This is a genomic window from Rickettsia sp. MEAM1 (Bemisia tabaci) (genome assembly GCF_002285905.1).
In the GTDB taxonomy this organism is placed as follows: Bacteria; Pseudomonadota; Alphaproteobacteria; order Rickettsiales; family Rickettsiaceae; genus Rickettsia.
The window spans coordinates 765,542-786,826 of record NZ_CP016305.1 but is presented as its reverse complement, the minus strand read 5'-3'; the positions used below and the strand labels follow the sequence as shown (position 1 = coordinate 786,826).

Here is a 21,285-nt window from a genome sequence, read left to right as displayed (position 1 = left end):
GTAAGACCGCTTAAGTACTCGCCCATACCGCCAGAGTCTATCATATATTTTGTGTAAGTTGTAAAGCAACAGAGAAAGAAATACTGTTAAAATACAACTAGAACAAAGGTAAAAAATATGGCTAAGAAAATAGAAGCTGGTGTTAGAAGTGCAGATATAAATAATAAGTTAGTAGAGGAAATATTATCCCAATCTAATCCTAAAGAGTTATTTGGAAAGGATGGATTGTTTCAGCAATTAAAGAAGAGGTTAGTAGAGAGAATACTAGAGGACGAGCTAAGTCATGAATTAGGTTATTCGAGGCATAGCAAGGCATCAAAGCAAGATAGCAATCGTCGTAATGGTACGAGCAAAAAGACAGTAATAGATGACAGTGGTCAAAAGATAGTACTTGATATTCCAAGAGATAGAGACAATAGTTTTGAGCCTCAATTAATTCCTAAGGGAGTTAGAAGATTCACTGGATTTGATGATAGCGTTATTTCACTTTATGCAAGAGGTATGACCATGAGTGAGATTCAATCCCATTTAGAGGAAATGTATCATACAGAAGTATCTAAGGAGCTTATCTCGACTATTACAGATGGAGTTATGGAAGAGGTAATAAGATGGCAAGCCCGAGCATTAGATAGAATATACCCAATTGTATATTTAGATTGCATCATGGTAAAAGCAAGAGATAATAATATAGTTATAAATAAGGCTGTTTACCTTGTTATTGGTATAAATATAGAAGGCAAGAAAGAGCTTTTGGGTATTTGGATTAGCAAGAATGAGGGTTCAAAGTTTTGGATGCAGGTTGTAAGCGAATTAAAGAACCGAGGTGTAGAACAAATTTATGTAGCATGTGTTGACGGTCTTAAAGGTTTTAGAGATGCAATAAACAGTGTTTTCCCAAATACCATAGTACAACTTTGTATAGTACATATGGTACGTAATTCTTTAAAGTACGTTTCTTACAAAAATCTTAAAGAAGTAGCAGCTGACTTAAAACAAATCTATACAGCAAATAATGAGAATATGGCTAATTTAGCATTAGAAGAGTTTGCTAAAAAATGGGATAGTAAATACCCAGTTATTTCTGATATATGGATACGTAATTGGAGTGGTATAGTACCTTTCTTTGCGTTCCCTAAAGAGATTAGAAAGGTAATCTATACTACCAATACGATAGAATCGGTAAATAGACAAATCCGTAAAATTATCAAAAATAAAGGGGTTTTCCCAGATGATAAATCTATCACAAAAATTGTCTACTTAGCTCTTAAACATGCTGCAAAAAAGTGGACCATGCCTATTAAAGAATGGTCTCTTGCTTTGAATCAATTTGAGATACTATGTGGAAATTTTAAATATGAATTATTAGAAAATGATTTTTAACAATTTACACAAAAATTATGATTGACTCCCTTTCTTGGTTTTAATAATAAAAGTTCCCCATAACGCTTCGTTCTTATCAAATATTCCTCTAGCTGACCAATGTTGTGCAGGTTCTAAGCAATATTCTATATTTTGATCTTTGTAAGATTCACCCCACCCTAAAGTAATAATTTCAGCATCTTTAATATGCTTTTTTATTATTATATCATTCTTAAGAGGAGTAATAATTTTAGGCTTATCTCGTAGCCATAAATCGTTAATCGTTTTAATATCTAGATGATCATAATGATTATGGCTTATTAATATAAAATCGATTTTAGGTAAATCAGCAAAATCGATACCAGGTTTTACTACTCTTTTCGGTCCTACAAAAGTAAAAGGGCTTGCTCGCTCCGACCAAACCGGATCAGTTAAAATATTTAGACCTTGCACTTGAATTAAGAAAGTAACGTGACCTACATAGCTTACCCTTATATTCTCATCATGAGTTATTGGAGGAATATCGGCTGTGATAGATTCCGATAATGGTAGCCATTCTGACTTTTTTGAAGTCATTTTCCACTTTAAGATATCAAGCAAATTTTTAGGCTTAATATTAGGATCAAGGTTATAAAACATATTTTTATTTTAACGTGATCTTTCTGTTTGCTTATTAGATCGTTTAACTTGCTCTTTTTCTACAAAAGATTTTTTTGGCTCATTTGGCTTTTGTACTGATTTATGTGCAAACCCTGCTGCTTTTTCTCTTACTTCCATGACAGATTGCAGAGCTTCTTTTGGTAGTTGAGTTAACAATGCTGGTATCTTTGATTCTACTTCTTTCTTATTAATATTTATTTCTTTTGATTTCTTTAATTCTATTTCTTTAGCAAGATCTCTGCCAATAACATCATCTAATGCAGCTCCTATATAATCGGCAAACCGAACAATTGCTTCTGAGCTAGGTAATATTGTTTGTTCCTTTGTTATAAAATTTTTCCATAAAGTTTCATTGGTATTTGTTTCTGCAGCAAGTTTATATGCTGAAATACCTCTTTCTTTTAATTCTTCTTTTACCTTTTCTTTTAAATGATAACTTATATTATCTCTTAAATTTTCTTTATCGCTCATTATTTTTTCCCGTAAATATTCACTCCTAAAAGGCTTAAGAGTTATAACAATTTATTTCTAAATGATAAGAATTTATAGTTTGTATAGATTATTTACTAAACAACCCTCAGCTATAAGCTGAGGGGTTATAAAGTGGAATCGATTAGAAATCGATCATCATTCACAGGTTCACCTTCCTGTTCATCAATATAGTGCTGTATCATTTCATCAGTTATATTACCTGAACTGACTGCCATATAGCCCCTAGCCCACAAATGATTGCCCCAAAATTGTTTTCGTAAATGAGTAAATTCTTGCAATAAAATTCTTGAGCTAATGCCTTTTAAATACTGTACTAACTTGCTAAGAGATATTTGCGGCTTATATGAGATAAACATATGTACGTGATCACATGATATTTTCCCTGAAATTATATGTACTTCATGTTCCATACAAATCTGCCTCAGTAAATCTCTAGTCCTTTCCGATACTTTGCCTATCAATATTCTCTTCCTATATTTTGGTATCCATATAAGATGCACTTTTAAATCATACTGACTATGACTATTCTTTCTATAACTTCTCATATTTCTTGATATAAATTCATTGCTAAAGCAATTTCATTATATCTTCCCTTCGCCTAAAGGCGAGGGATTTTTGATCCCCGAAGGGGGACATTAATATATAACTAATAAATGACAAATAGAAGATATTTCACGATATAAGTAATAAGTTTTAAGATATTTTAATTAATTATACCGAAAATACTTCAAAATTTGGAAAGTTAAATAAGCGTTAATCCAAGATACATGTATTTAAGTGTTAACAGTGTTCTGTTTCAGATATTTTAAGAAGATCATATAAATCGAGAACTGTTTTCTCTAGTTGTTTATCATTTATTAATAGAATAATCTTAATTTCCGATATTTGTACCATTTGAACATTGATATTATCTTTTGCTAATTTTGATAATATCACTTCAAGCAATTTCAAATCATTTTTAATCCCATGACCAATAATTGAAACTGTAGCAATTTCAGTATCAAAGGTAAAATTACTTATTTGATTATTATTTTTCAAATTAGTAAGTAGTATATGTAAACTATTTTTATCTGTTAAATTAGTAATAAAACTATATCTTTTGTTATGCTCTATTTCTTGTATCAACTCAATATGATTATTATTTTGTGCAATAACACTCGCAACTTGAATAAAGTTTAACGAACAGCTTTCTATAGTTAGATATAATAAATTTTTATTAGAAGTAATGCCGCTAATTATTCTTTTTTCCATAATTTTATCTTTTGAAGTGATTAACGTGCAACCTGCTTCAGGTGCAAAAGTTGAAAGAATACGCATATCTATTTGATATCGCATTACTATTTCTGCTGCCCTTGGATGTAATACTTTTGCTCCACTTAATGCTAACTCTAACATTTCTGAAAAGTCTATCTCGTCTATCTTTTTTGCTTTTGGAATAATTCTTGGATCAGCAGCAAATACACCCTCTACATCCGTATAAATATCGCACCTATCTGCTTTCATAGCGGCAGCAATTAAAGCAGCGGTAGTATCAGAGCCGCCTCTACCTAATGTAGCTAATCTATTATGTTTATTGATTCCTTGAAAACCAGCAATTATAGGAATAATATTTTGTTGTAAACATTCGTTCAATAAGTTTGTATCAACTGATTCTACTAAAGCTTTACTGTGATTATCATCAGTCAAAATTGGTAATTGCCACGCCAAAAATGATCTGGCATTTATATTTTCTTCTTGAAGAGCAAGTGCAAGCAATGAAGCCGTAACTATCTCACCGCTAGAAAGTGCTACATCATATTCTGCAAGTTGAGATGATTTATTAAGACTTGATACTTCATTACATAATGTAACAAGTTGATTAGTGACCCCTGCCATAGCAGAAACTGCTATAATTACTTGATTATTTTTAGCTATTTCAGCTTTTATAGTAGGGATGATTTTTTTTATTCTGTCAATAGTTGCAACGGAAGTGCCACCGAATTTTTGAATTATTAAGGCCATAAATTATAGAAGCCTAGGAAATATTATGTTATATAGTCTTAATTCTGTCATACCGTGGCTTGTCCATGGGATTCAGAAAAATAATAAACATACTAATAAAAGCTTGATTTCTCTCACTTTATACTGGATCTAACTTAGCAAGCCAGCGTTGTTGCATGGATCAGTTTTTGCGTCATTGCGAGGAAATTACGGAGTAATTGACAAAGCAATCCAGCTAAAAAATGCTAATTTATAGCATTTTTTATTATTTTTTCTGGATTGCCACGCTCATTTCATTCGCTCGCAATGACGATTACACCATAAATACTTAATTATGCACTAGCGATTTCTGTAACGTTTACTATTTTATGATCACGCTTAGTTAAAAACTCTACTCTTCCTGATGTTAAAGCAAAAATAGTATGATCCTTACCAATCCCAACATTTACTCCAGGATGGATTTTTGTACCACGTTGTCTAACTATAATATTGCCAGGTATTACATATTGTCCATCAGCTTTTTTAACGCCAAGTCTTCGACCAGCTGAATCTCTTCCGTTCCTAGAACTACCACCAGCTTTTTTGGTTGCCATCTTATGATTCCTTTATTATTAACTTTTACAAAAAGTCTATTATTGTTTTGTAATATCTAATATTTTCAGCTCTGTCAATTCTTGACGATGACCAGCTTTACGACGATAATTTTTTCTACGTTTTTTCTTAAAAACTATAATTTTATTATCTCTAAGCTGGTTAGTAATTTCAGCTGTAACAACAGCTCCTTTTACTAATGGAGTACCGATAAAAGAAGGCTTTGAATATTCACCCATCATTAAAACCTGATTAAGCTGAATTTTAGAGCCAAGCTCACCTTCAATTTTTTCGACTTTAATAACGCTATTTTGATCTACTTTATATTGTTTTCCACCTGCTTTTATAACTGCGAACATGAAAAATATCTCTTTAAAAATTTATAAATATTTGTCGTATCATATTATTATATTGGCAATTAGTCAATGATAATTTGAAAGAGATCATCAGTATTTTTTACTGTTTTATTATATCCCGTGAACAAACCACGTGACAACAGAGACGGAAGCAGGTAGACGAAGTTTAATTTGGGAAAGAGCAAGGCGTCTTGAAACTGATAACCGCAGCGTATACTTAATACGTGAGGATTATCAGTAAAAGACAACGCTGCCAATTTTTCAAATTAAACGAGTATACCATCTATCTTTGCAGCTAGTATAAAATCGCTCTCAGTAAGACCATCAATTTTATGAGTCCATATTTCTACTATGCAAGCTCCCCAAGATATAGTCAAATCTGGGTGATGTACTTCCTGCTCGGCAATTTCAGCTATTTTATTAGCAAATTCTATAGGTTGCATAAAATTAGGAAATTTATACTTTTTGTATAGATGTCCTGACTCATTTACTATCCATCCATTTTGTAATTCAGATAGTAATTTATCGATTTCTTTTTTCTCAAGCGGTGGAACACCTCCCTCGCATGGAATACATTTTTTATGACTTAGTGAACATGTTATTGTCATAATAAACCTATTTTTTAATTATTATTGTTTTATCTTTTTCCAGTCTAGATTATTTAGCATATCAAATAGCTGTTGAAAACTTTTAATTACAAAATATGTTTTCTGGAAAGAATCTGTTTCATACTCTGTTTTTATCACTTTATTTAAATCAAACTCCAAACGCATAGGAATTTCTGATTCTAAAGAGTAAATAGATTCACCTTTAGAGGAAATAATACCAGCTCCGTATATTCGCAAATCATCATTTGACTTGATGAGTCCAAATTCAACTGTAAACCAGTATAGAGCCGAAGCAAATTTAAGCATACCCGCTTCAATGGCTTCTAAGCCTTTTAGCCCAAATTGCTGCATAAAGTCAGCAAATACGGGATTTACAAGTAACGGCGCATGACCGAAAACGTCATGAAATATATCGGGTTCTTCCAAATAATCAAGCTGATGAGGCTGACGAATAAAACAGGTAGACGGAAATTTACGCTCTGCTAGAAATTTAAAAAATAAATCTTCAGGTATAAAACCTCTTACCGGTATTATAGAAAAATTGGTTTCTTCCATTAATATTCTATTAAGCTCCGAAAATTTAGGAATTCGATCGTTACAAATTTTTAATTTTTCTATTCCTTCTACTATTTCGTTTGTAGCTCTGTTTTTTAATAATTCGGTATGTCTGTTAAATAATGTTTTCCAAATTTCATGATCTGTTTCAGTAAATTTTTCCCATTGCTCAGAACACACCATTGGGTGGTCTAATAAAGATGACATAGTTTCCTCGTAAGAATAATATTGTTTGATTTAATTTATTCTCTTTTGTAAGTATTAAAACGTCATTGCGAGCGAATGAAGTGAGCGTGGCAACCTCATTAAGCATCCTGAGATTGCTTCGTCGCTACGCTCCTCGCAATGACGTTTTTTAGTACTTAAAAGAGAATTTAGTTAATTGGTAATAATTTAGAATTCGATATTAATATCGATAATAAGAAACTTTAGTGTAGTAATATGAGAATGGGGTAGTGAAAGATATTAAATTAGCCGCAACACGACTAAACGTGAGTGATGGAATTTTTATAAGCTGGATAATTGGTGAGATAGACATTGTTTAAACTTGTTTGTTAAATTACATAATCGAAATATTTTTAAATTTTGATAATAATACATGATTTACTCCTTAATTAATCATAAATTAATTATAACATACTTAACATAAAGCTTCAATAGGTTTTATCAATTAACACAAATACAATCGCATATTGGGTTACTGCGGCGAAGATTGCAGCAGCTAGATCATCAACCATAACCCCAAGGCTACCTTTAATATTTTTATCAAGCCAATTAATAGGCCAAGGCTTTAATATATCAAAAAGACGAAACAAACAAAAAGGTAATATAAAAAGTAATATTATACTAACTTTTAAAGTACTAAAGTGCTTTACTAAATTTGATTCATTAGCAAAAATTGCTGAGAAAAATACTAAAATAACAGTTAGTAACTGCCCTACTACTTCGTCGATTACTACCTCTTTTGGGTCTTTGGAATCCGTATAGTTTAAGTATATTTTAGTAAAATATGTACCGAGTATTAGAAGTAATAGACATATAGCAGACGCTATAATGACTATACTGACAAGCTGAGCTTCATTAAGCGTAAGATTTGCAAAAGGAATAATTATTTTATTATCAACAACAAAATACATTATAGCGTAACATAAAGGAAAAGCAGCAAGAGAGCCGAAAGTACCTGGGCAATATTTTATTTTTCCGATATAAAAGAAAGTAACAAAGAATTCTGAGAATTGTTTTTTGGTAAACATTTTTGCTCTGGATTAGATTTATAATATATAATATAATAAAATTTTAACTTATATAGCAAGAAATACTATGGGAATGAGCTTCAGCCATTTATTAATAGTTCTATTAATTATTTTTGTATTATTTGGTGCTGGTAAATTACCACAAGTTATGTCCGACCTTGCCAAAGGTTTAAAAGCTTTCAAAGACGGCATGAAAGAGGATGATAGCACTAAAAAAGATTAGATGTTGCAACTAAACAACCCTCAGCTATAAGCTGAGGGGTTATAAAGTGGAATCGATTAGAAATCGATCATCATTCACAGGTTCACCTTCCTGTTCATCAATATAGTGCTGTATCATTTCATCAGTTATATTACCTGAACTGACTGCCATATAGCCCCTAGCCCACAAATGATTGCCCCAAAATTGTTTTCGTAAATGAGTAAATTCTTGCAATAAAATTCTTGAGCTAATGCCTTTTAAATACTGTACTAACTTGCTAAGAGATATTTGCGGCTTATATGAGATAAACATATGTACGTGATCACATGATATTTTCCCTGAAATTATATGTACTTCATGTTCCATACAAATCTGCCTCAGTAAATCTCTAGTCCTTTCCGATACTTTGCCTATCAATATTCTCTTCCTATATTTTGGTATCCATATAAGATGCACTTTTAAATCATACTGACTATGACTATTCTTTCTATAACTTCTCATATTTCTTGATATAAATTCATTGCTAAAGCAATTTCATTATATCTTCCCTTCGCCTAAAGGCGAGGGATTTTTGATCCCCGAAGGGGGACATTAAATATAGAATTTGATATGACAAATTTATCTATTACTATACCTGATTATATAGCTAAAGCAAGTAATGAAGTTGCTAAAAAACTAGGGCTATCTAGAACAGCTTTTATCCGTCAAGCAATTATACATGAACTTGATAATCTTCAATCTAAATTTGAGCAGGAAGGTATTATAAAGAGTTTTAATGCAATGAAAAAATCCCCTCAATATTTAGAAGAAGCGGAAGAAATAATGAATGGCTTAAACTCTGAATTACCGGAAGAAGATGAAAAATGGTGGGTCAAAAAGAAGTATTAACACGCGGAGGCGTTTATTTAGCACGACTTGATCCTGCTAAAATAAATGAAGTTGGGAAGATACGTCCTGTTATAGTATTAAATTCACAAATAATATTAGATTCGATTCCTCCTATAGTGTTTATTTGTCCTCTTAGCAGTCAGTCGTATCCAAAATTTAGTAACCTTCATTTTGAATTAGACATACGTGACAATTTAGAGGTTAAGAGTTATGCATTAGTAGAACATTGTAGAGCAATAAGTATAACAAGGATTATACATCAGAGGTTAGCACAAATCACTATTGTACAACAATTAATCGGTATGTAGAAATTTAAAATATAAATATTAAATGAAAACCGAATTACCTGAACGCTCTTTACATATTAGGGGCAGGCTAAATTTTATAGTGCAACAAATTGTAGAACTAGCACAAGATAAAATTGCTATGATTATCTTGTATGGCTCATTTGCTAGAGGTGACTGGGTGCGTGATCTACCTAATGGCTATCATAGCGATACAGATATTTTGATTATCTTAAAGAAAGGTAAGTATAAAGGTCATGCTACTTTAAACCTAAAAGATAGAATATATACAAGATTAAAAAGAAAAGGTGTAATAAAAGATCAAATTATTCCGTATGATTCACGTATATCAATAATTTTAGAATCAATAGAAGAGATAAATAGACAATTAGAAAAAGGACGTTATTTCTATACAGATCTTAAAAAAGAAGGGATACTTTTATACGACAGTGGATAGTATATTTTAAGCGAGGCTAAAGATTTACCTTGGAGCGAGATGAAAGAAATTGCTCAAGATTATTTTGAAGAGTGGTTTAAGAGTGGTAAATATTTTTTAAAAACTTCTAAAAATGCTTTGGAAGAAGAAATTTTTAATATCAGTGCTTTTTTGCTTCATCAAGCTACCGAAAGTTTCTATAGTACTATTTTATTAGTTTTTTCTAATTATAAGCCAAAATTACATGATTTAGAAAAACTAAGTAGTATGGCAGAAAATTATAACAGCGAATTATTACAAGTTTTTCCTATAGCAACTCCAGAGCAGAAAGAATGTTTTACGCTACTAAAAGAAGCATATGTTAAAGCACGATATGATAAAAATTATAAGATCACGAAAGAACAGCTACTTTATCTAATAGAGCGAATAGAAAAATTAAAAGAAATCACCGAAAGAATTTGTATGGTAAAGATTGGTGGGTAGGTTGTCATCCCGTGGTTTGCTAACTAGATCCAGTCAATAGGAAAGACATATTAAATTCCTCAAATTAAAAGCTCGATTACTCTCGCTTTTTTCTGGATCCCGTGGTCAAGCCACGGAATGACAGAAGCCAATTTCATGAGGTAGTATAAAATTCCTGAGATTGCCATGCTCATTTCATTCACTCGCAATGACAGAGAAAAGATCAATTCAACAAATGGATTATCTATTTAACTTCCAGAAACAGTAGTGTAAGTACCATTTTCTTTTCTAATAATATCATATTGTCTTTGGGCTATTGAATCGATAAAATGGATATTACCAGATAGACCTATATAATTTTGTCTACTATTTATTCTATTTAAAAATCTACTTAAATCGAATTCATTTCCTATGAAGCTGGCAGTCATACGTCCTAAATCATAGGAAAGTAGATGCATAAAACCCATATGATTGATTCCGAGAGCTTTTGCTCGCTCAGAAACATTACTGTTAAGGGTATTTAGCGAGCCAGTAAAGCTAATATCAATATTTTCTGGATAATCTACATCAATGCGGTTATCACCAATTAATATAGCTTTTTTATCTAAATTATATTTATTAATACTACCAGCAAGTAGGCTTAAATTTTTTGGATCATCCGATATATAAATAATAGGCTTTGTTGTATCGCTGCGTTCATTTATAATATCAGTATTATCCGAAACATTTTTTACAGCCTTTGCAATAGATTCAGGACTATCTTCATAAAATTCAGTAAGTGCTAAGGTGGCATTTTTCTGAATCAAAATATTTTGCATAACTTGACTAACAGTTTGAGAGTGTTTGCCTGTAGGCAGTAATGCCATAAAATCCTTATGACTACTTCCATAATAATTAACGATCCGGATTAGCTGCTTTAAAGGTGCATGACCAAATACGAATAATTTATCATCTGCAAGAGCAGGGTTATTTGACATAGTTATTATAACAATATTATTGGCTTTGGCTTTTTCGGCTATTAAAGAAGTAAAGTTAGAATATAAAGGACCTAGAATAATTTTAGTTTTACGTGCTACTATTTTATCCATAGCAGCTAATACATTTTTCTCATCTGAACCATCATATGATGTAACATGGATATAAGATTTTACTCCATCATTAAGACCCATTTTAATCAAATCTTTATATTGCTTACCAACAATACCATCAGGACCTTGGTTAGGCATTAAAATTGCAACCTCAATTTCTTTTTGTGCTTTTTTTACAGGTACAATAGTTTCTTCTTTGGAAGTTTGACAGGATGATAGATATAAGGAACAAAAAAACATTAAAATGATTTTTGCAAAGTTTCGTGTTATACTAGCCATAATATTACTACAAGATTTAAAAATTATGTTTTTAAAAGCGGGATTATATATTGTTTCGACACCGATTGGCAATTTTGACGATATCACACTTCGTGCTATATCAACCCTAAAAAACTCGGATATTATCTTATGCGAGGATACTAGAATATCACAAAAATTGCTAGCAAAACATGACATTCGTACTAAATTACAAGTTTATAATGATCATAGTGACGAGAAAGACAGAGAAAATATTATAAATCTAATAAAAGCAAATAAGATATTAAGTTTAATTTCTGATGCCGGCACTCCTTTAATTTCTGACCCTGGATATAAATTAGTACGAGATTTAAGATTGCTAAATTTCCACATAGATGTAGTGCCTGGTGTCTCTTCACCAATCACAGCATTAACATTATCTGCCTTACCTACTGATCGCTTTCTATTTTGCGGATTCTTACCTAAAACTATAGAAAGTAAGAAAAAACTTTTTACTGAGTTTGCAAATATCCGTGCTACGCTAATTTTTTTTGAGACAGCACCCCGCTTAATAAACACTTTATTAATAGCTAAGGAAATACTCGGAAATCGTGAAATATGTGTAGCACGTGAGGTTACTAAGCTTTATCAAGAAACAAAAACTGCAAGCATCGATGAAGTAATAGCATTTTATCAAAATAATACTCTAAAAGGCGAGATAGTATTATTAATTTCGGGGGTTTTACAAGAACAAGAAGAAAAGCTGGAGCTCAATTTAACAGAATTTATAAAATCATGTTTGAGTAAAAATTTGAGTGCTAAAACTACTACTGACCTTGCTTATGAAAAATTTAAAAATACATATAGCAAAAAAGAAATATATAGATTGGTAAATAAGCAAAAGAGCTAATATAAATTTACGGTAGAACATTTACCTTAAAATATGGTATAATTAAACAACAAAAAAGATATGTATAAAGGTTAATCCGAAAGTAGATTTAGCGTTTAAAAAGATCTTCGGAGTGGAAGAGAATAAGGATTTATTGATATCGCTTATTAATTCTATAGTCAGTGAAAAAGATCAAGTAAAAGAAGTAACGCTCCTTAATCCATATAATCCAAAAAACTTGTTAAATAAAGATAAACTTCTGAAAGAATTAAATAATAAAGAGCTAAGAAAAGCATTAAATGTGCTTGAAGTAATAAAAGTGATGAAGAAAGAGAAGAATATGAAAATCGCTTGAATTTGCTTAGAATTGAAGCTAGTGCCGTTAAAAGAGCCGAGGAAAGAAAGGAAGAAAGAGGCAGAGCTGAAGAAAAAATTGAAATGGCAAAAGAAATGCTAAGAGATACTAAACCTATAGAAAGAATAGTTAAACTATACTAAGCTTTCAACAGAAGAAATAGAAAAGCTGAAAGCAGTGTAACACGCAAACACACACGCTACTACGTTGGGCTTTGTAAATAAAATTTAATTTTTTGAAGAGTTGACAATATTAAAAAATATTTATACAATGATACAAGATAATCAACTAAAAAGAGTTTTGCTTTCTTAAATATTAATTATTTTAAAATGATTTTTAACAATTTACACAAAAATTATGATTGACTCAAATTTTTGGAAATACTATTTTTCAAATTTTTTTTGCTATTACCATCGCTATATTCCTTACCCCATATTTTAATTATCAAACCAAACAACTTTTTCTTACTGTTAGTATTTTCTTAAGAACTTTGTTAGTATTAGTATTTTGCTAGCTCAATAGCTTCTCCACTTGGTAATATTCCTAAAGGAGCAAAGTTATTTGTAATAATATTATTTAGTTGTATTTGTTTGTCAAATTTCCTAAACTTCATATTAGGTTGTGTTATTGGTACTATAATTATTCCAGCCCAAACAACTTATCAGGTGAATCAAGTATTAGATAATCTTACACCGTTTTGGACATTAAATTTACAGCCAATAATCTCTAATGATTTTGCACTTATTAGTGGATTTATTATAGGCTTTATCTTAAATATTTTTGGTTTTCCTATTATTAAATTTACAGTAAATAATGTTAACAAATTTTGTATGATGTTTTTGAATAAATTCTTTGTACCTTTGATTCCATTATTTATATTTGGTTATGTAGTAAAACTTGTGGATGAGAAGCTTTTTAATACTCTTTTAGAACAAAATTTAGAAGTAATGATTAAAATGATATGCTTCGTAATTACTTACTTAGTGTTCCATGTTTTGTTAGTGTCACAATTCAATTTAAAAAAAGTAATAGAAATTGTTAAAAGCCTTGTTTCGCCTATGGTTGCAGCTTTTTCTACTATGTCAAGTGCATCTGCCTTACCATTTAATTTAACCGCAGTTAATAAGAATGTCGGTGATAAAAACTATGCAAATTTTATATGTCCTACCATCATGAATATACATATGTTGGGCGATACAATTTGTATACCGATTATTGCTATATTATTATGAATTTTTATGATATTCCTATTTCAAATCAGCAGTTTTTAATATTTGCAATATATTTTACTTTAACAAAATTTTCAGGTGCTGGAGTACCTGGTGGAACAATATTAGTTATGTTACCGGTATTAGAAAAAACTTTAGGATTTACTTCTGAAATGTGTAGTTTAATTACAAGTATTTATATAGTAATTGACTGTGTTACTTCTTCAGTTAATGTAGCCGGTAATAATATATTTGCTATATATATTTATCCAATGTATAAAAAACTTCTAAAAATTTGAAGAATACCTAAATGACTATAGATTCTTTAAGTAAAATTAATAGGAAATAAACGGTCGTTATGTTAAACGTAACGACCTATTTAGTAACGATTTATTAACTACAGCTACAACTTTTTTTAGGTTTGTTGTTTTCTGCTGATTGTTCAAGTTTTTTACCCGCAGCTTGCATATCCTGCCCTGCTCCCTGCATTGTGTTACAAGCACTAGTTAAGAAAGCTACAGAGACTAATATAGAAGTTAGAATTATTGAACGCATATTTTACCTTTATCAAATTGAATCTAGATTTTATGAAGCAAATAAAAACTTGTCAATTTAAAATATAGGAAAAAGCATTATATTATTTACTTTTTGTACAATATCTCATTACTAATATACCGAACAACGCAGAAAGTAGTGAGCCAATAATTACCGCTACTCTCATAGAGTTTGAAGGGCAACCGCTTTCAAACGTAATACCGCCTATAAATAGGCTTAAAGTAAAACCGATTCCTCCAAGAATTGCTATAGAATAAAATTTTAACCATGAAGTATTACTTGGTAGGCTACAAAAATTAAACTTTACGCATGGATAGGAAAATAGCATAATTCCAAGTTGTTTACCTATAAATAAACCTAATATTACTCCAAAAGTTAAACTAGAGCAAACACTTCCAAAAGAGAAATCTTTTAGAAGAACTCCAGAATTCATAAATACAAATAAAGGTAAAATAAAATGGCACCGTCAAGTTAAGTAAATTAGTATCACAAAGTACTATATTTTTAGATTTCAGACAGCAAGAAGTCTTTGAGTAGCTTCATCCCAAATGGATTTAGCGGACGCAAATGCAATTCTTTGCTCAGATGCGAGGGTGTCAGGAAGTTTGTGTAAGTTGTAAAAATAGTTAAGAATAAAAATAACATAAACAACTTACATGGAGCTAATATGAAGAACAATAACAAAGTATCAAATCCAGCTATAGAAAAATTAGTATCAGAAATACTATCACAAAGTGATCCATCTGAAATATTTGGTAAAGAAGGGATATTTCAGGGAATTAAAAAGCAGATAGTAAATAAGATTTTAGAGAAAGAAATGGAATCTCATATAGGTTATGAGAAACATTCTAAAAATGAGAAATACTCAGATAACAGACGTAATGGTAATTATGAAAAGACTCTAATAGATCCAGAAGGTCGTAAATTGACAGTAGAAGTGCCAAGGGATCGGGATGGAGAATTTGAACCTCAACTAATTCCAAAAGGAGTGCGTAAATTTGAAGGATTTGATGATAAAGTAATATCCTTATATGCTCGGGGAATGACCATTAGGGAAATACAAGGGCACTTAGAAGAACTATATGCCACCAAGGTATCATCTGAGTTAATATCAAAGGTAACTGATGGTATTTTAGAGGAAGTAACTGCTTGGCAGAATAGAGCACTTGATAATGTATATCCTATAATGTACTTAGATTGTATTCATGTTAAGGCAAGAGATAATCATGTAATAATAAATAAAGCGGTTTATCTAGCTATTGGAGTGAATATGGAGGGCAAGAAAGAGCTATTAGGAATTTGGATAGGCAAGAATGAAGGGTGTAAATTTTGGATGCAGGTAGTAACAGAACTGAAGAATCGAGGAGTTGCACAAATATATGTTGCATGTGTTGATGGTCTTAAGGGTTTTCCAGAGGCGATAAATAGCATTTTTCCAAAGACGATAGTGCAGTTGTGTATTGTTCATATGGTAAGAAATTCTGTAAAATACGTATCATACAAAGATCTAAAAGCGGTAACAGCTGATTTAAAAGCAGTTTATTCTGCAATAAATGAAGCAGAGGGATTAAGAGAATTATAAAACTTTGCCAAAAAATGGGATGAAAAATATCCAGTTATTTTTGACATATGGCAACGAAATTGGTCTGGCATAGCTCCATTTTTTAGCTTTCCGGAAGACATTAGGAAGGCGATTTACACTACTAATGCTATTGAATCCACTAACCGTCAAATTCGTAAAATTATTAAAAATAAAGGAGTATTTCCAGATGACAAATCGATTCAGAAAATAATCTTTTTGGCGTTGACAAATGCCTCTAAAAAATGGACAATGCCTATTAAGAATTGGGCGATGGCTTTAAATCAATTTGCTATACTTTGTGATACTAATTTACAAAATTGGGCAAATGGAGAAATCGTACTTACACAAAAAATCTGACAGACCCGACCCATTTCAGACAGCAAGAAGTCTTTGAGTAGCTTCATCCCAAATGGATTTAGCGGACGCAAATGCAATTCTTTGCTCAGATGCTGTTTTAGTATATCTTCCAACATTTACAGCAAATATATTTCTGACTTTTCCCATCAGTGATAATGTACATTGTGCTGAATTAGGATGCTTAAATTTAATCAGTATCTTCTCTTTTATCCTAGTTGGCTGATGGGCATTCTCAATCCGATTATTTAGTCTTTTATCGGTACGATGCTTAGTCCTAGGACACATATACCTAACTGGTTTAATGTAGCTTTTTAGCTTATCAGTCACAATAACCCTTGGACATGGATAATTACCCAATAATCTTGATAAAAAGCGAATAGCTGATTTCTTGTTACGACGCTTCTGCAGTAATACTTCTAATTCATGTCCCTCAGAGTCAACAGCTCTCCATAATATGAATACTTCACCTTTGATCTTGATATTCATCTCATCCAAATGCCATTTATCAGTTGGCTTTCGCTCTCTCTTACTAATAACATCTTGAAAATAAACTACAAACTTATAACACCAAAACCTTACAGTCTCATGACTTAATATAATACCTCGATAAGCCATCTGCTCTTGAACATCTCGGTAACTATTATTAAAGCGATGATATAACCATACTGTATGGCTAATAATGCTTGCTGGAAAACGATGTCTATTCGGGGCTTGAGTAATATGCATAGCGGTAAAATCTAGGATAAATGGGTCTGTCAGATTTTTTGTGTAAGTACGATTTCTCCATTTGCCCAATTTTGTAAATTAGTATCACAAAGTATAGCAAATTGATTTAAAGCCATCGCCCAATTCTTAATAGGCATTGTCCATTTTTTAGAGGCATTTGTCAACGCCAAAAAGATTATTTTCTGAATCGATTTGTCATCTGGAAATACTCCTTTATTTTTAATAATTTTACGAATTTGACGGTTAGTGGATTCAATAGCATTAGTAGTGTAAATCGCCTTCCTAATGTCTTCCGGAAAGCTAAAAAATGGAGCTATGCCAGACCAATTTCGTTGCCATATGTCAAAAATAACTGGATATTTTTCATCCCATTTTTTGGCAAAGTTTTGTAATTCTCTTAATCCCTCTGCTTCATTTATTGCATAATAAACTGCTTTTAAATCAGCTGTTACCGCTTTTAGATCTTTGTATGATACGTATTTTACAGAATTTCTTACCATATGAACAATACACAACTGCACTATCGTCTTTGGAAAAATGCTATTTATCGCCTCTGGAAAACCCTTAAGACCATCAACACATGCAACATATATTTGTGCAACTCCTCGATTCTTCAGTTCTGTTACTACCTGCATCCAAAATTTACACCCTTCATTCTTGCCTATCCAAATTCCTAATAGCTCTTTCTTGCCCTCCATATTCACTCCAATAGCTAGATAAACCGCTTTATTTATTATTACATGATTATCTCTTGCCTTAACATGAATACAATCTAAGTACATTATAGGATATACATTATCAAGTGCTCTATTCTGCCAAGCAGTTACTTCCTCTAAAATACCATCAGTTACCTTTGATATTAACTCAGATGATACCTTGGTGGCATATAGTTCTTCTAAGTGCCCTTGTATTTCCCTAATGGTCATTCCCCGAGCATATAAGGATATTACTTTATCATCAAATCCTTCAAATTTACGCACTCCTTTTGGAATTAGTTGAGGTTCAAATTCTCCATCCCGATCCCTTGGCACTTCTACTGTCAATTTACGACCTTCTGGATCTATTAGAGTCTTTTCATAATTACCATTACGTCTGTTATCTGAGTATTTCTCATTTTTAGAATGTTTCTCATAACCTATATGAGATTCCATTTCTTTCTCTAAAATCTTATTTACTATCTGCTTTTTAATTCCCTGAAATATCCCTTCTTTACCAAATATTTCAGATGGATCACTTTGTGATAGTATTTCTGATACTAATTTTTCTATAGCTGGATTTGATACTTTGTTATTGTTCTTCATATTAGCTCCATGTAAGTTGTTTATGTTATTTTTATTCTTAACTATTTTTACAACTTACACAAACTTCCTGACACCCTCGGATAAATTATTACTGCTATTCTATAAATCATTCCCTGTAATTGCTCAATACTTAATTTATAGCTCAATTAACCTGACGGTGCCGTTTTCACCAATACAATCTATGCTATGTTCTGTATTATGCATATCATGATCTATATTATGCGAACTATTATGCCGCATGAATTGTATATAACATTCCTCTGATTCTGCATGTCTACCTAATGCCGCTAAACTTGCTCCTTTATTATTGTATGCTCCTACATAATTAGGATCGATTTGTATGGCTTGGTTATAAAGTTCCAATGCCTCTTCATGTCTACCTAATGCCGCTAAACTGAATCCTTTATTATTGTATGTTACTGGATACTGAGGATTCAGTTGTATGGCTTGGTCATAAAATTTCAATGCCTCTTCATATATACCTAATGCCGCTAAACTGAATCCTTTATTATTGTATGTTCCTGCATAATGAGGATCGATTTGTATGGCTTGGTTATAAAATACAAATGCCTCTTCATGTCTACCTAATGACGCTAAACTTGCTCCTTTATTATTGTATGCTTCTACATAATTAGGATCGATTTGTATGGCTTGGTTATAAAGTTCCAATGCCTCTTCATGTCTACCTAATGACGCTAAACTTGCTCCTTTATTATTGTATGTTCCTGCATAATGAGGATTGATTTGTATGGCTTGGTCATAAAGTTCCAATGCCTCTTCATGTCTACCTAATGCCGCTAAACTGAATCCTTTATTATTGTATGTTCCTGCATAATGAGGATTGACTTGTATAGCTTGGTTATAAAGTTCCAATGCCTCTTCATGTCTACCTAATTTCGCTAAACTTAATCCTTTATTATTGTATGTTCCTGCATAATGAGGATTGATTTGTATGGCTTGGTCATAAAGTTCCAATGCCTCTTCATGTCTACCTAATGCCGCTAAACTGAATCCTTTATTATTGTATGTTCCTGCATAATGAGGATCGATTTGTATGGCTTGGTTATAAAATACAAATGCCTCTTCATGTCTACCTAATGACGCTAAACTTGCTCCTTTATTATTGTATGCTTCTACATAATTAGGATCGATTTGTATGGCTTGGTTATAAAATACAAATGCCTCTTCATGTCTACCTAATGACGCTAAACTTGCTCCTTTATTATTGTATGTTCCTGCATAATGAGGATTGATTTGTATGGCTTGGTCATAAAGTTCCAATGCCTCTTCATGTCTACCTAATGCCGCTAAACTGAATCCTTTATTATTGTATGTTCCTGCATAATGAGGATTGATTTGTATGGCTTGGTCATAAAGTTCCAATGCCTCTTCATGTCTACCTAATGCCGCTAACCTTAATCCTCTATTAAAGTATATTCCTGCATATGCCTCTTCATCATTATTAGAATCGCTTGGATAATTTTCATACATATTTTCATCTCTCTTAGTTTTACTTACCCGTGGCTTCTTGCCACGATGTAGAAGTTAATACGGGATGTTAAAAAAGTCAATCAGGCTACACATATTGTGATATTTTCTATTTTTAATAGCAATAGATCAAAAAACAAAAAAATAATTTTAAGTATCCGTTTAAAATTTTGTACTATCGCAATCATGAATATTTGAATCTGTGTTTTTTGTACGCCTCTGAATTGTGTTCTTCGTAAACCATGATTCTCTTTAGCTTCACCAAATAAACCTTCTATTTTCCACTTTCTCTCAATGAGTTTTTGCTTAAAATCAATTCTATTCTGTCTAGCTTTTACCTCATCTATCTTGCTCTATTAATAGGCACCGTCAAGTTAAGGGAGGTATAAATTAAGTATTGAGCAATTACAGGGAATGATTTATAGAATAGCCGTAACAATTTATCCTAGATTTTACCGCTATGCATATTACTCAAGCCCCGAATAGACATCGTTTTCCAGCAAGCATTATTAGCCATACAGTATGGTTATATCATCGCTTTAATAATAGTTACCGAGATGTTCAAGAGCAGATGGCTTATCGAGGTATTATATTAAGTCATGAGACTGTAAGGTTTTGGTGTTATAAGTTTGTAGTTTATTTTCAAGATGTTATTAGTAAGAGAGAGCGAAAGCCAACTGATAAATGGCATTTGGATGAGATGAATATCAAGATCAAAGGTGAAGTATTCATATTATGGAGAGCTGTTGACTCTGAGGGACATGAATTAGAAGTATTACTGCAGAAGCGTCGTAACAAGAAATCAGCTATTCGCTTTTTATCAAGATTATTGGGTAATTATCCATGTCCAAGGGTTATTGTGACTGATAAGCTAAAAAGCTACATTAAACCAGTTAGGTATATGTGTCCTAGGACTAAGCATCGTACCGATAAAAGACTAAATAATCGGATTGAGAATGCCCATCAGCCAACTAGGAGAAAAGAGAAGATACTGATTAAATTTAAGCATCCTAATTCAGCACAATGTACATTATCACTGATGGGAAAAGTCAGAAATATATTTGCTGTAAATGTTGGAAGATATACTAAAACAGCATCTGAGCAAAGAATTGCATTTGCGTCCGCTAAATCCATTTGGGATGAAGCTACTCAAAGACTTCTTGCTGTCTGAAATCTAAAAATATAGTACTTTGTGATACTAATTTACTTAACTTGACGGTGCCGATGAAACTAATGAAATACCATAAATTAAGATGGTTATATTCGGCTTCAAAAATTGCTTTTAAATAATCTAGTATTTTCAATTATAAGTTAAAAACACATTATACCCGCCCAGCGATCCTTTTTCAATAGCAAGATCAAATTATTAAAAT

The 21,285-nt window shown here is 31.7% G+C and carries 24 protein-coding genes and 4 pseudogenes; 11 read left to right on the top strand and 17 right to left on the bottom strand.

Annotation, left to right across the window (positions count from 1 at the left end; genetic code table 11):
• Nucleotides 1-117 precede the first annotated feature (117 nt).
• On the top strand, nucleotides 118-1,380 hold the full coding sequence (locus tag BA173_RS04200; protein ID WP_095568301.1) for an IS256 family transposase: 1,263 nt from the start codon (nucleotides 118-120) through the stop codon (nucleotides 1,378-1,380).
• 15 nt (nucleotides 1,381-1,395) lie between these two features.
• On the opposite strand, the gene BA173_RS04195 is transcribed toward BA173_RS04200, so the two are convergent.
• From BA173_RS04195 to BA173_RS04150, 9 genes are all read right to left on the bottom strand, one after another.
• Entirely contained in the window at nucleotides 1,396-1,935 is a 540-nt protein-coding gene (locus tag BA173_RS04195) for an MBL fold metallo-hydrolase (RefSeq protein ID WP_232505903.1), read from the bottom strand.
• Between the two features lie 72 nt (nucleotides 1,936-2,007).
• Nucleotides 2,008-2,490: a hypothetical protein gene (locus tag BA173_RS04190; protein WP_016948516.1), complete on the bottom strand. Its 483-nt coding sequence runs from the start codon at nucleotides 2,488-2,490 to the stop codon at nucleotides 2,008-2,010.
• A gap of 125 nt (nucleotides 2,491-2,615) precedes the next feature.
• Nucleotides 2,616-3,056 (bottom strand): IS200/IS605 family transposase, encoded by a 441-nt coding sequence (gene tnpA / locus BA173_RS04185; RefSeq protein WP_095568239.1) that lies wholly within the window; start codon nucleotides 3,054-3,056, stop codon nucleotides 2,616-2,618.
• A gap of 235 nt (nucleotides 3,057-3,291) precedes the next feature.
• Nucleotides 3,292-4,512: an aspartate kinase gene (locus BA173_RS04180; protein WP_016947691.1), complete on the bottom strand. Its 1,221-nt coding sequence runs from the start codon at nucleotides 4,510-4,512 to the stop codon at nucleotides 3,292-3,294.
• 311 nt (nucleotides 4,513-4,823) lie between these two features.
• Entirely contained in the window at nucleotides 4,824-5,084 is a 261-nt protein-coding gene (rpmA, locus tag BA173_RS04175; protein ID WP_011478055.1) for a 50S ribosomal protein L27, read from the bottom strand.
• A 39-nt stretch (nucleotides 5,085-5,123) separates the two neighbouring features.
• A complete protein-coding gene (rplU, locus tag BA173_RS04170) occupies nucleotides 5,124-5,441 on the bottom strand; it encodes a 50S ribosomal protein L21 (RefSeq protein WP_011478056.1) in 318 nt (105 codons plus the stop codon).
• Between the two features lie 263 nt (nucleotides 5,442-5,704).
• Nucleotides 5,705-6,046, bottom strand: a complete 342-nt coding sequence (locus BA173_RS04160; RefSeq protein ID WP_016947690.1) for a 4a-hydroxytetrahydrobiopterin dehydratase — start codon at nucleotides 6,044-6,046, stop codon at nucleotides 5,705-5,707.
• A gap of 21 nt (nucleotides 6,047-6,067) precedes the next feature.
• The gene (locus tag BA173_RS04155; RefSeq protein WP_068041948.1) at nucleotides 6,068-6,808 is read right to left on the bottom strand and encodes a phenylalanine 4-monooxygenase; all 741 of its coding nucleotides are present in this window, start codon (nucleotides 6,806-6,808) and stop codon (nucleotides 6,068-6,070) included.
• 446 nt (nucleotides 6,809-7,254) lie between these two features.
• The gene (locus BA173_RS04150; protein WP_068041951.1) at nucleotides 7,255-7,854 is read right to left on the bottom strand and encodes a phosphatidylglycerophosphatase A; all 600 of its coding nucleotides are present in this window, start codon (nucleotides 7,852-7,854) and stop codon (nucleotides 7,255-7,257) included.
• 67 nt (nucleotides 7,855-7,921) lie between these two features.
• Here BA173_RS04150 and BA173_RS04145 point away from each other — a divergent pair, with 67 nt between their 5' ends.
• Entirely contained in the window at nucleotides 7,922-8,077 is a 156-nt protein-coding gene (locus tag BA173_RS04145; RefSeq protein ID WP_016947907.1) for a Sec-independent protein translocase subunit TatA, read from the top strand.
• Between the two features lie 39 nt (nucleotides 8,078-8,116).
• Here BA173_RS04145 and tnpA (BA173_RS04140) read toward each other — a convergent pair whose 3' ends face one another.
• Nucleotides 8,117-8,557, bottom strand: coding sequence for an IS200/IS605 family transposase (tnpA, locus tag BA173_RS04140; protein ID WP_095568239.1), 441 nt, complete (start codon nucleotides 8,555-8,557; stop codon nucleotides 8,117-8,119).
• Nucleotides 8,558-8,665: 108 nt separating this feature from the next.
• Between tnpA (BA173_RS04140) and BA173_RS04135 the strand changes: the two genes are divergently transcribed.
• The 3 genes and pseudogenes from BA173_RS04135 to BA173_RS09005 all read left to right on the top strand — a co-directional run bounded on the left by BA173_RS04135 (nucleotide 8,666) and on the right by BA173_RS09005 (nucleotide 10,147).
• Nucleotides 8,666-8,944, top strand: coding sequence for a ribbon-helix-helix domain-containing protein (locus BA173_RS04135; RefSeq protein ID WP_016948581.1), 279 nt, complete (start codon nucleotides 8,666-8,668; stop codon nucleotides 8,942-8,944).
• Nucleotides 8,920-9,252, top strand: a complete 333-nt coding sequence (locus BA173_RS04130; protein WP_016948582.1) for a type II toxin-antitoxin system PemK/MazF family toxin — start codon at nucleotides 8,920-8,922, stop codon at nucleotides 9,250-9,252. The genes BA173_RS04135 and BA173_RS04130 overlap by 25 nt, the downstream gene beginning before the upstream one ends.
• 22 nt (nucleotides 9,253-9,274) lie before the next feature.
• Nucleotides 9,275-10,147: pseudogene (locus BA173_RS09005) on the top strand (HEPN domain-containing protein).
• A gap of 227 nt (nucleotides 10,148-10,374) precedes the next feature.
• Here the strand turns inward: BA173_RS09005 and BA173_RS04115 are convergent.
• Entirely contained in the window at nucleotides 10,375-11,493 is a 1,119-nt protein-coding gene (locus BA173_RS04115) for a penicillin-binding protein activator (RefSeq protein ID WP_068041840.1), read from the bottom strand.
• A gap of 25 nt (nucleotides 11,494-11,518) precedes the next feature.
• Between BA173_RS04115 and rsmI the strand changes: the two genes are divergently transcribed.
• From rsmI to BA173_RS09000, 4 genes and pseudogenes are all read left to right on the top strand, one after another.
• The gene (rsmI, locus tag BA173_RS04110) at nucleotides 11,519-12,361 is read left to right on the top strand and encodes a 16S rRNA (cytidine(1402)-2'-O)-methyltransferase (protein ID WP_068041850.1); all 843 of its coding nucleotides are present in this window, start codon (nucleotides 11,519-11,521) and stop codon (nucleotides 12,359-12,361) included.
• 58 nt (nucleotides 12,362-12,419) lie between these two features.
• Nucleotides 12,420-12,695 carry a PD-(D/E)XK nuclease family transposase gene (locus BA173_RS08490; RefSeq protein WP_306452521.1) on the top strand — a complete coding sequence of 92 codons (276 nt, stop codon included), beginning with the start codon at nucleotides 12,420-12,422 and terminating at the stop codon, nucleotides 12,693-12,695.
• Nucleotides 12,692-12,838 (top strand): hypothetical protein, encoded by a 147-nt coding sequence (locus BA173_RS08485; protein ID WP_016948588.1) that lies wholly within the window; start codon nucleotides 12,692-12,694, stop codon nucleotides 12,836-12,838. The genes BA173_RS08490 and BA173_RS08485 overlap by 4 nt, the downstream gene beginning before the upstream one ends.
• Before the next feature lie 447 nt (nucleotides 12,839-13,285).
• Nucleotides 13,286-14,202, top strand: a pseudogene (locus tag BA173_RS09000) (cation:dicarboxylate symporter family transporter).
• A 94-nt stretch (nucleotides 14,203-14,296) separates the two neighbouring features.
• Here the strand turns inward: BA173_RS09000 and BA173_RS04090 are convergent.
• The gene (locus tag BA173_RS04090) at nucleotides 14,297-14,458 is read right to left on the bottom strand and encodes an entericidin A/B family lipoprotein (RefSeq protein WP_011478066.1); all 162 of its coding nucleotides are present in this window, start codon (nucleotides 14,456-14,458) and stop codon (nucleotides 14,297-14,299) included.
• An 82-nt stretch (nucleotides 14,459-14,540) separates the two neighbouring features.
• Nucleotides 14,541-14,918, bottom strand: a pseudogene (locus BA173_RS04085) (Na+/H+ antiporter NhaA); the annotation flags it as partial.
• A gap of 207 nt (nucleotides 14,919-15,125) precedes the next feature.
• Here BA173_RS04085 and BA173_RS04080 point away from each other — a divergent pair.
• Nucleotides 15,126-16,397 (top strand): annotated as a pseudogene (locus tag BA173_RS04080) (IS256 family transposase).
• 15 nt (nucleotides 16,398-16,412) lie between these two features.
• On the opposite strand, the gene BA173_RS04075 reads toward BA173_RS04080, so the two are convergent.
• From BA173_RS04075 to BA173_RS08995, 4 genes are all read right to left on the bottom strand, one after another.
• Nucleotides 16,413-17,123, bottom strand: a complete 711-nt coding sequence (locus BA173_RS04075; protein WP_095568299.1) for an IS6 family transposase — start codon at nucleotides 17,121-17,123, stop codon at nucleotides 16,413-16,415.
• 29 nt (nucleotides 17,124-17,152) lie between these two features.
• Nucleotides 17,153-18,424 carry an IS256 family transposase gene (locus BA173_RS04070; RefSeq protein WP_157738079.1) on the bottom strand — a complete coding sequence of 424 codons (1,272 nt, stop codon included), beginning with the start codon at nucleotides 18,422-18,424 and terminating at the stop codon, nucleotides 17,153-17,155.
• A gap of 135 nt (nucleotides 18,425-18,559) precedes the next feature.
• Nucleotides 18,560-19,915, bottom strand: coding sequence for a tetratricopeptide repeat protein (locus BA173_RS04065; protein ID WP_095568298.1), 1,356 nt, complete (start codon nucleotides 19,913-19,915; stop codon nucleotides 18,560-18,562).
• Nucleotides 19,916-19,995: 80 nt separating this feature from the next.
• Nucleotides 19,996-20,259, bottom strand: coding sequence for a transposase (locus tag BA173_RS08995; RefSeq protein ID WP_095568297.1), 264 nt, complete (start codon nucleotides 20,257-20,259; stop codon nucleotides 19,996-19,998).
• A 113-nt stretch (nucleotides 20,260-20,372) separates the two neighbouring features.
• On the opposite strand from BA173_RS08995, the gene BA173_RS04055 reads away from it, so the two are divergent.
• Nucleotides 20,373-21,083, top strand: coding sequence for an IS6 family transposase (locus tag BA173_RS04055; RefSeq protein ID WP_095568243.1), 711 nt, complete (start codon nucleotides 20,373-20,375; stop codon nucleotides 21,081-21,083).
• The last annotated feature ends 202 nt before the right edge of the window (nucleotides 21,084-21,285 follow it).

Bases quoted from the DNA above. Each gene is read 5' to 3' on its own strand.
- BA173_RS04200 (WP_095568301.1), top strand. From the start codon at position 118: ATGGCTAAGAAAATAGAAGCTGGTGTTAGAAGTGCAGATATAAATAAT.
- BA173_RS04195 (WP_232505903.1), bottom strand. From the start codon at position 1,935: ATGACTTCAAAAAAGTCAGAATGGCTACCATTATCGGAATCTATCACA.
- BA173_RS04190 (WP_016948516.1), bottom strand. From the start codon at position 2,490: ATGAGCGATAAAGAAAATTTAAGAGATAATATAAGTTATCATTTAAAA.
- tnpA (WP_095568239.1), bottom strand. From the start codon at position 3,056: ATGAGAAGTTATAGAAAGAATAGTCATAGTCAGTATGATTTAAAAGTG.
- BA173_RS04180 (WP_016947691.1), bottom strand. From the start codon at position 4,512: ATGGCCTTAATAATTCAAAAATTCGGTGGCACTTCCGTTGCAACTATT.
- rpmA (WP_011478055.1), bottom strand. From the start codon at position 5,084: ATGGCAACCAAAAAAGCTGGTGGTAGTTCTAGGAACGGAAGAGATTCA.
- rplU (WP_011478056.1), bottom strand. From the start codon at position 5,441: ATGTTCGCAGTTATAAAAGCAGGTGGAAAACAATATAAAGTAGATCAA.
- BA173_RS04160 (WP_016947690.1), bottom strand. From the start codon at position 6,046: ATGACAATAACATGTTCACTAAGTCATAAAAAATGTATTCCATGCGAG.
- BA173_RS04155 (WP_068041948.1), bottom strand. From the start codon at position 6,808: ATGTCATCTTTATTAGACCACCCAATGGTGTGTTCTGAGCAATGGGAA.
- BA173_RS04150 (WP_068041951.1), bottom strand. From the start codon at position 7,854: ATGTTTACCAAAAAACAATTCTCAGAATTCTTTGTTACTTTCTTTTAT.
- BA173_RS04145 (WP_016947907.1), top strand. From the start codon at position 7,922: ATGGGAATGAGCTTCAGCCATTTATTAATAGTTCTATTAATTATTTTT.
- tnpA (WP_095568239.1), bottom strand. From the start codon at position 8,557: ATGAGAAGTTATAGAAAGAATAGTCATAGTCAGTATGATTTAAAAGTG.
- BA173_RS04135 (WP_016948581.1), top strand. From the start codon at position 8,666: ATGACAAATTTATCTATTACTATACCTGATTATATAGCTAAAGCAAGT.
- BA173_RS04130 (WP_016948582.1), top strand. From the start codon at position 8,920: ATGGTGGGTCAAAAAGAAGTATTAACACGCGGAGGCGTTTATTTAGCA.
- BA173_RS04115 (WP_068041840.1), bottom strand. From the start codon at position 11,493: ATGGCTAGTATAACACGAAACTTTGCAAAAATCATTTTAATGTTTTTT.
- rsmI (WP_068041850.1), top strand. From the start codon at position 11,519: ATGTTTTTAAAAGCGGGATTATATATTGTTTCGACACCGATTGGCAAT.
- BA173_RS04090 (WP_011478066.1), bottom strand. From the start codon at position 14,458: ATGCGTTCAATAATTCTAACTTCTATATTAGTCTCTGTAGCTTTCTTA.
- BA173_RS04075 (WP_095568299.1), bottom strand. From the start codon at position 17,123: ATGCATATTACTCAAGCCCCGAATAGACATCGTTTTCCAGCAAGCATT.
- BA173_RS04070 (WP_157738079.1), bottom strand. From the start codon at position 18,424: ATGAAGAACAATAACAAAGTATCAAATCCAGCTATAGAAAAATTAGTA.
- BA173_RS04065 (WP_095568298.1), bottom strand. From the start codon at position 19,915: ATGTATGAAAATTATCCAAGCGATTCTAATAATGATGAAGAGGCATAT.
- BA173_RS04055 (WP_095568243.1), top strand. From the start codon at position 20,373: ATGCATATTACTCAAGCCCCGAATAGACATCGTTTTCCAGCAAGCATT.